Origin of the sequence: Alteromonas sp. AMM-1 (assembly GCF_047290655.1) — a bacterium.
Lineage (GTDB): Bacteria > Pseudomonadota > Gammaproteobacteria > Enterobacterales > Alteromonadaceae > Alteromonas > Alteromonas mangrovi.
The window spans coordinates 1-6,403 of record NZ_JBLBUE010000186.1; the positions used below are offsets into that span (position 1 = coordinate 1).

Genomic DNA, 6,403 nt, shown 5'->3' on the forward strand with positions numbered 1-6,403 from the left:
AGACCTTTGGCACCATAAATACCCACAAATCGCGTGTAGTCATCAATTTGTTTACGCGACAGGCTGGCACCACCCGGCACGCGAATTACCGCGACGCGGCCTTTGGGATCGTTAGCCGGACCACTGAACACTTTAAAGTCAACTGACGCCAGTAAATCGGCAACATCGGTTAATTCCAGTGGGTTGCGCAAATCAGGTTTGTCGCTTCCGTAACGCTGCATGGCTTCTGCGTAGGTCATACGTGGGAATTCACCCAGGTCAACATTCAGCATTTGCTGGAACAAATCGCGAATTAAGCCTTCAGTGATTTGCATAACGCCGTTTGAATCAAGAAACGTCGTTTCCAAATCGATTTGAGTAAATTCGGGTTGACGATCGGCGCGCAAATCTTCGTCGCGGAAACATTTAACGATTTGGTAATAGCGGTCCATTCCCGACATCATCAGCAACTGTTTGAACAACTGCGGCGACTGCGGCAATGCAAAGAACTCACCTTTGTGTGTGCGGCTTGGCACCAGATAATCCCGGGCACCTTCAGGTGTTGCTTTGGTGAGTATCGGCGTTTCAATATCCAGGAAACCTTCGCCTTCCAGATAACGACGTACTGCGCCAGTTACTTTGGCACGAAATTGCAAGCGCTGGCTCATTAACGGGCGTCGCAAATCCAAATAACGGTAACGTAAACGCTGTTCTTCAGAGTTTTCCTGGTTCCAGTCTAACGGCAGTACCGCAGATTTATTAAAAATCTCCAGTCCTGTACCGATGACTTCTACTTCACCCGTTGCCATTTGCGCATTAACCTGACCTTCAGGACGCGCGCGGACAGTGCCGGTTACTTTAACGCAGAATTCGCTGCGCAGGGTATTAGCAATGGCTTGTACTTCTGGAAGATCGGGGTCGAACATAACCTGCACGATCCCTTCGCGGTCTCGTAAATCGATAAAAATCAGGCCGCCTAAATCGCGACGCTTATTTACCCAGCCACACAATGTGACAGTTTGGCCAATGTAAGATGCAGTAATTTTCCCACAGTAATCTGTGCGCATGGTCTCAGACCCCTAGTTTCTTGAGCGTTCACGCTGTAAGCCACATGCGGATTAAGACATTCCGACCGATGGTGAAGATTGCAGTTGCCCTGCCGGGCTTGCAGCGTTTTTGTTATCATTGAGTTTCGCGAAGCGGCGTATAAAATGGCTTAAAAACAGCCACTCATTGCCGATTAGCGGTAAAGGTCGCATAGTATAAACAAATGCTTGGCAAAGCCCAATGACAAATATTCAAACACCTGAAATATTGCCAACGGTTATGATTGGATTGCCACAATGGCAACACGGTCGTTGGCCAGCTACCTGGTTTGGTCATACGTCGGGTAGCAGCCTGAGCCGCTACGCCAGTCAGCTAAACAGCGTTGAAGGTAACACCACCTTTTATCACCTGCCTGCTGCAGAAACAGTAGCCGGTTGGTACAAAGCCACACCGGCTCACTTTCGGTTTACGTTCAAATTCCACCAAGGTATCAGTCATCAGGGACGTCTGAGTCACAATATTTCAGAGGCAGCTCAGCAATTGTCGCTATTGAGTGCACTTGAACACAAGCTGGGTGTGGTAATGTTGCAGTTACCGGCATCATTCGGGCCGTCTGCATTGCCTGAATTAGACCGCTTTTTGGCAGCCTTACCCAGTGCGTTTCATTACGCCGTTGAGGTACGCCATTTAGCATTTTTCGCGAAGGGAGAAGCTGAGAAAGCACTTAACCGGTGTTTAATAAAATACCGTGCTAACCGGGTGATTATGGATACCCGGGCGCTGTTTAGTGGCAACGCAGATTGTGAATTAACGGCCGAAGTACGCACCCAAAAACCTAAGGTACCGGTAAATGTTATCGCCACTTCCGATCAGCCTGTCATCCGGTTTGTGGGCAATAACAACGATAGCGATAACATGCGTTGTCTCATGCCCTGGATAACAAAGTGCCACGAATGGCGCTTAGCGGGGAAAACCTGCTATCTGTTTTTTCACCGACCGGACAACCAGGACGCCCCCTGGCTGGCCCAGCAGTTTATTCAGCAATACAATGCACGCTTCGCAGCCTATGCATTGCCTGAACTCACATTCAACCCAACACAAACAGAATCGCCGCAATCTTCGTTATTTTAGCTAGCTGATTTCAATACTAAGCCAAAATCAAGTGACTATCAGGATGAACGTCCGCGACGACGCGAGCTTTGTTTTTGATTTTTCAGGCGAACATAAAAATACCCCAATCCTGCAATGATCAGAGTGAGCAAGCACACTATGCCTATCAACATATTGTTGAAAGTCGCTTCACGCCCTACCGATTCTTTTTGCATGGCCAGCGACTGACTAAGTGAGGCAATTTCACGCTGAGAGCTTTGTTGAAGTGACGCAAAATCGTCAGAAATTTGCTCCATGGTAAGCGACAATACGCGATTGCGCTCTTCATCTATCCAGTTTAACAAGGCTTCGTAAGCCTGAGTTGTGCCATTTATATCGTTTTGAGCAACGCTCAGTGCAACCTGATTCAGCAAATGCTGACGAATAGTAAGATAAGCATCATTCTCGCTTTGCAAGGTACTCACTGTTATGCCATTCTGAAGCTGGATGGCAGCCGTTAATTCACCGGTCTCAATCAGATAGGTGATTTTATCCAGTGTAAACAGCGTGCGCGGGGTTAATTGAGGGAATTCTGCCAGCCAATCGTCCAGCTTGATCATCCATCGGGTAACCAAATCCATTTGCTGACGCTGCAGATTAACGTGCAGTAACCAAAAACCCGCATTAAATTGCGCCTGCATATTGTTGGCTTCAACACCGGCTTCCAGCATGCGCATCGCCACCGCTTCAATTTCGTCCCACCGGCTCTCCGCCGCCATAACTGACAGCATATTGTCGGTCAGCGTGAACGGCATATTGCCTGACTGGGATTGCAAAAAATCGACCAGTTGCTTCGACTTTGCTAACGCTTTACTGTACCACTGCATATCCATTAGCAATGCTATTTGTATTTCAATGACGTCGCGCCAGTTCTGGTAGTTAGCCAATTGCCAAAACGCCTGCTGTGCCTGATCCAGAAAATCAAGTGCCGACATTACGTTACCGGTTTTGCTGTCGGCAAGGCCAACATCATATAAAACAGACGCTTTATCACTGTCAGACAGGCGGCGCGACAGTAATGCCATTAATTGTTGTTTGGTGGAAAGGGTATCACCCGGTGAAATTTCGGCCTGGTACGCCAATAATGCACGCAAAGCAAATCCCTGAGAACGGTAATCCTGTTGACGGGTAGCGACTTGCACAACCGACTGCGCAAAGGCTTTCACCGGCTCGTACTCGCCCTGTTTAGACGCTAACAACAGCTTATAGGCCAACACCGCATTTTCGGCAGCGTCAGCACGCAACGCATTTGCATTGGCAATCAGGGTATCCAGCTTGTTTATTTGCAAATCGTAGGCAGCAGTTTTATCGCGAATAATATCGTTTAACCGGCTAAGTATTTGCCCCTCGTTTACTGCTTGCGCTGTCGCCCAAAATGGCAACAAAAAACACACTATTGAGATAAAACTTACCAGGCGAGAGATAGTTGTTAGGCGTGCATCCATGTTTATATCGCGAAATTTCTTAACATATCGGCACACTATCCCACGCCTGACGTAGTTTGCCAACAGTTTCTGGTATTTCGTCTGATATCATGTAATGGCCCGACCAGCCAGTGCCAGACCATTGATCCTTAAGGAAGAAAGATTATACCAATTCGCATAGAAGCCTTAGCGGAAATCTCCGGCATCCAGTTCGTGCTTTTTCATTAGTTTGTGCATGTCGGTACGATTTCGACCTGCCAGCTCCGCTGCACGAGTTACGTTACCATCGGTCATTTTCAGCAGTTTAAACAGATATTTTTGCTCAAATGCATCACGGGCCTCCGTTAAGGTTGGCCAGCTCTGGCGGGTAGCCGACAGTGCCTGCTCCACCAGATGCAGCGGAATAACCGGCGTTTGAGTTAATGCCACACACTGCTCAACCACATTCACTAGCTGACGCACGTTACCCGGCCAGTCACTTTTCACCATCAGTTGCAACGCATCCTCGGAGAACTGTGACACTTTAACGCCATGACGTTCAGCACTTTGTTTTAACAAGGTGCGGGCTAACAATGGAATGTCTTCCGAACGTTCTTTCAGCGCAGGCAGTTTCAGGTTTACGACATTCAAACGATAAAATAAGTCTTCCCGGAACGTCCCTTCTTGCATTTCTTTATGCAAATCTTTGTGGGTTGCAGAGATCACCCTCACGTCGATATCAACCGATTTACTACTGCCTACCGGACGGATTTGACGCTCTTGCAAAGCCCGCAGTAATTTCACCTGCAGGGTCATAGGCATATCGCCAATTTCGTCTAAGAACAACGTCCCACCGTGCGCTTCACGAAATAAACCACCATTGGCTTGCACCGCCCCGGTAAACGCACCTTTCACATGGCCAAACAATTCAGATTCCAACAAATTTTCTGGTAGCGCACCGCAGTTTATCGCAACAAATGGGTTACCTGCGCGGTCACTTGCGCGGTGAATCGCATTGGCAAGCAATTCTTTACCGGTACCACTGGCACCGGTAATGAGTACGCTGACTTCCCGCTTGGCAATGCGAAATGCTTGATCAAGCACATGCAACATATCGGCTGAGCGGGTAACGATGTCTTTACACCATTCACCAGGCTCTGCTGCTTTGGATTGCTGTAATGCCCGACTGAGTAACTCGCGTAACTTCTCGTGCTCAACAGGTTTGGTTAAAAAGCCAAACACGCCGCGTTGTGTAGCGTCGATAGCATCCGAAATGGTGCCGTGAGCGGTCATTAGGATCACAGGAATGTCAGAGCGAATTGCCATGATTTCTTCGAATAAGCTCAATCCGTCAAGCCCAGGCATACGCAAATCACTTAACACCAGGTCAAAGCTACCGGTTTGGATTTTTTTCAGGGCTTCCTGACCGTCTTCCGCCGTTGTCACAGTGTACCCTTCACTTTGTAAACGAATGGTCATCAGTCTTAATAAACTGCTGTCGTCGTCTACTAATAAAATGTGCGACTTAGGATGATCTTTACTGGTCATTGTTCTGTTTCCTCCTGATTCATCAGGTTCGATTCAATTTTCATCAGCGCTTCCAGCTGGGCTTTCAGCTTTTGAATCTGCCGTTCCTGTTGTGTCAGTGTTTTATCCTGCTGATTATTCATGTTACTCAATATGGTGACAGCTGATTCCAGTTCCAGCATATGACCGCTGGGTTTACTGACCACCGTTTCCAGCCAGCTTTGAGCACCAGCTGCCAGCCATGGGTAGAGTTGTTCAATCCAGTGCTGAGCACGCAACCTTGCTTTATAGGGTGTATTGACCGGCTGTGACAATATTATCTTCTTCAATAACTGGTCTGGTGTGTCGTCCATTGAATCAATTAGCGTCTGCCGCTCTGGCCAGCTTACTTTATCAACCTGAATCCAGTAATCCTGCCAGTAATCCATCTCGCACATTTCAGGTTCCTGAGGGGCGATAAGAAACACGCATTTGGTTGCAGCCACAATGGCCGGTGGTTGAATATTATCGGATACTTCAGTCACGGTGGTGGTGGATGGCAATATCTGACAACCTGCCAATCCCACGACAGCAGCTATTATGCCGTAACGTTTCATGTTTATTTTTCTTCCTGTTGTGGTATGCGGACTCTAAAACACACATCGGCATAGTCCACGTCAATCACGGTGGCATCACCGTGCATAATCCTTGCGCAATCAGCAACAATCGATAAGCCTAACCCGGTACCAATGACGTTATCGTTGCGGGTTCCTTCACCTCTTATAAAAGGTTCAAACAAGGTACTGACTTTATCTTTTGGAATTTTTTTGCCGTCATTGGCCACGTCAATGCAGGCAAACTCATCTTCTACTGACACTCGAATATGAATCGTTCTGTCGAGTGCGCCATGTGCCACCGCATTAGAAACCAGGTTATCCAGGATCCTGCGCAGTAGCTCTTCATCAGCGATTATATGTTTAATCGAAAGGTTGATATCTAAACTGTGTTTTTGCAACGCCAGCTTGTAATCGCCAATACACTGATTAACCATTAGATCCACATCAACCAGTGTAAATTTAGGTTGTGCTTGTTGTAACAATAAATTGTAGTCAAGCAGTCTTTCTATCAGGGTATTCAGTCGCGTGGTACTGGCATTGATCAGGCTCATGACCTCTTGCTGTGGCTCACTTAACGTCCCTACCAATCCATCGCTTAATAAAGCACAGCCTTCTTTCATACTTGCCAGCGGCGTTTTCAATTCATGTGCTGCATGGCGGAGCAACGCCGTACGGATATGCTCCAGTTGCGCTAATCGCTCA

Annotated in this window: 6 protein-coding genes; 1 reads left to right on the top strand and 5 read right to left on the bottom strand. The window is 47.7% G+C overall.

What is annotated here, in order from left to right:
* On the bottom strand, positions 1 to 1,046 hold a 1,046-nt coding region (gene aspS / locus ACLR2L_RS17895), incomplete at its 3' end, for an aspartate--tRNA ligase (protein ID WP_413370098.1).
* Positions 1,047 to 1,266: 220 nt separating this feature from the next.
* Here aspS and ACLR2L_RS17900 point away from each other — a divergent pair.
* Positions 1,267 to 2,157 (top strand): DUF72 domain-containing protein, encoded by an 891-nt coding sequence (locus tag ACLR2L_RS17900; RefSeq protein WP_413370100.1) that lies wholly within the window; start codon positions 1,267 to 1,269, stop codon positions 2,155 to 2,157.
* Positions 2,158 to 2,195: 38 nt separating this feature from the next.
* On the opposite strand, the gene ACLR2L_RS17905 is transcribed toward ACLR2L_RS17900, so the two are convergent.
* From ACLR2L_RS17905 to ACLR2L_RS17920, 4 genes are all read right to left on the bottom strand, one after another.
* Positions 2,196 to 3,620, bottom strand: a complete 1,425-nt coding sequence (locus ACLR2L_RS17905; protein WP_413370102.1) for a hypothetical protein — start codon at positions 3,618 to 3,620, stop codon at positions 2,196 to 2,198.
* Between the two features lie 165 nt (positions 3,621 to 3,785).
* Positions 3,786 to 5,126, bottom strand: a complete 1,341-nt coding sequence (locus ACLR2L_RS17910; protein ID WP_413370104.1) for a sigma 54-interacting transcriptional regulator — start codon at positions 5,124 to 5,126, stop codon at positions 3,786 to 3,788.
* Entirely contained in the window at positions 5,123 to 5,701 is a 579-nt protein-coding gene (locus ACLR2L_RS17915) for a SlyX family protein (protein WP_140955840.1), read from the bottom strand. Before ACLR2L_RS17915 ends, ACLR2L_RS17910 begins: the two co-directional genes overlap by 4 nt.
* Before the next feature lie 2 nt (positions 5,702 to 5,703).
* A partial coding sequence (locus tag ACLR2L_RS17920; protein WP_413370106.1) for a sensor histidine kinase occupies positions 5,704 to 6,403 on the bottom strand: 700 nt, incomplete at its 5' end.

Coding starts and splice junctions, on each gene's coding strand:
- ACLR2L_RS17900 (WP_413370100.1), top strand. CDS start 1,267: ATGACAAATATTCAAACACCTGAAATATTGCCAACGGTTATGATTGGA.
- ACLR2L_RS17905 (WP_413370102.1), bottom strand. CDS start 3,620: ATGGATGCACGCCTAACAACTATCTCTCGCCTGGTAAGTTTTATCTCA.
- ACLR2L_RS17910 (WP_413370104.1), bottom strand. CDS start 5,126: ATGACCAGTAAAGATCATCCTAAGTCGCACATTTTATTAGTAGACGAC.
- ACLR2L_RS17915 (WP_140955840.1), bottom strand. CDS start 5,701: ATGAAACGTTACGGCATAATAGCTGCTGTCGTGGGATTGGCAGGTTGT.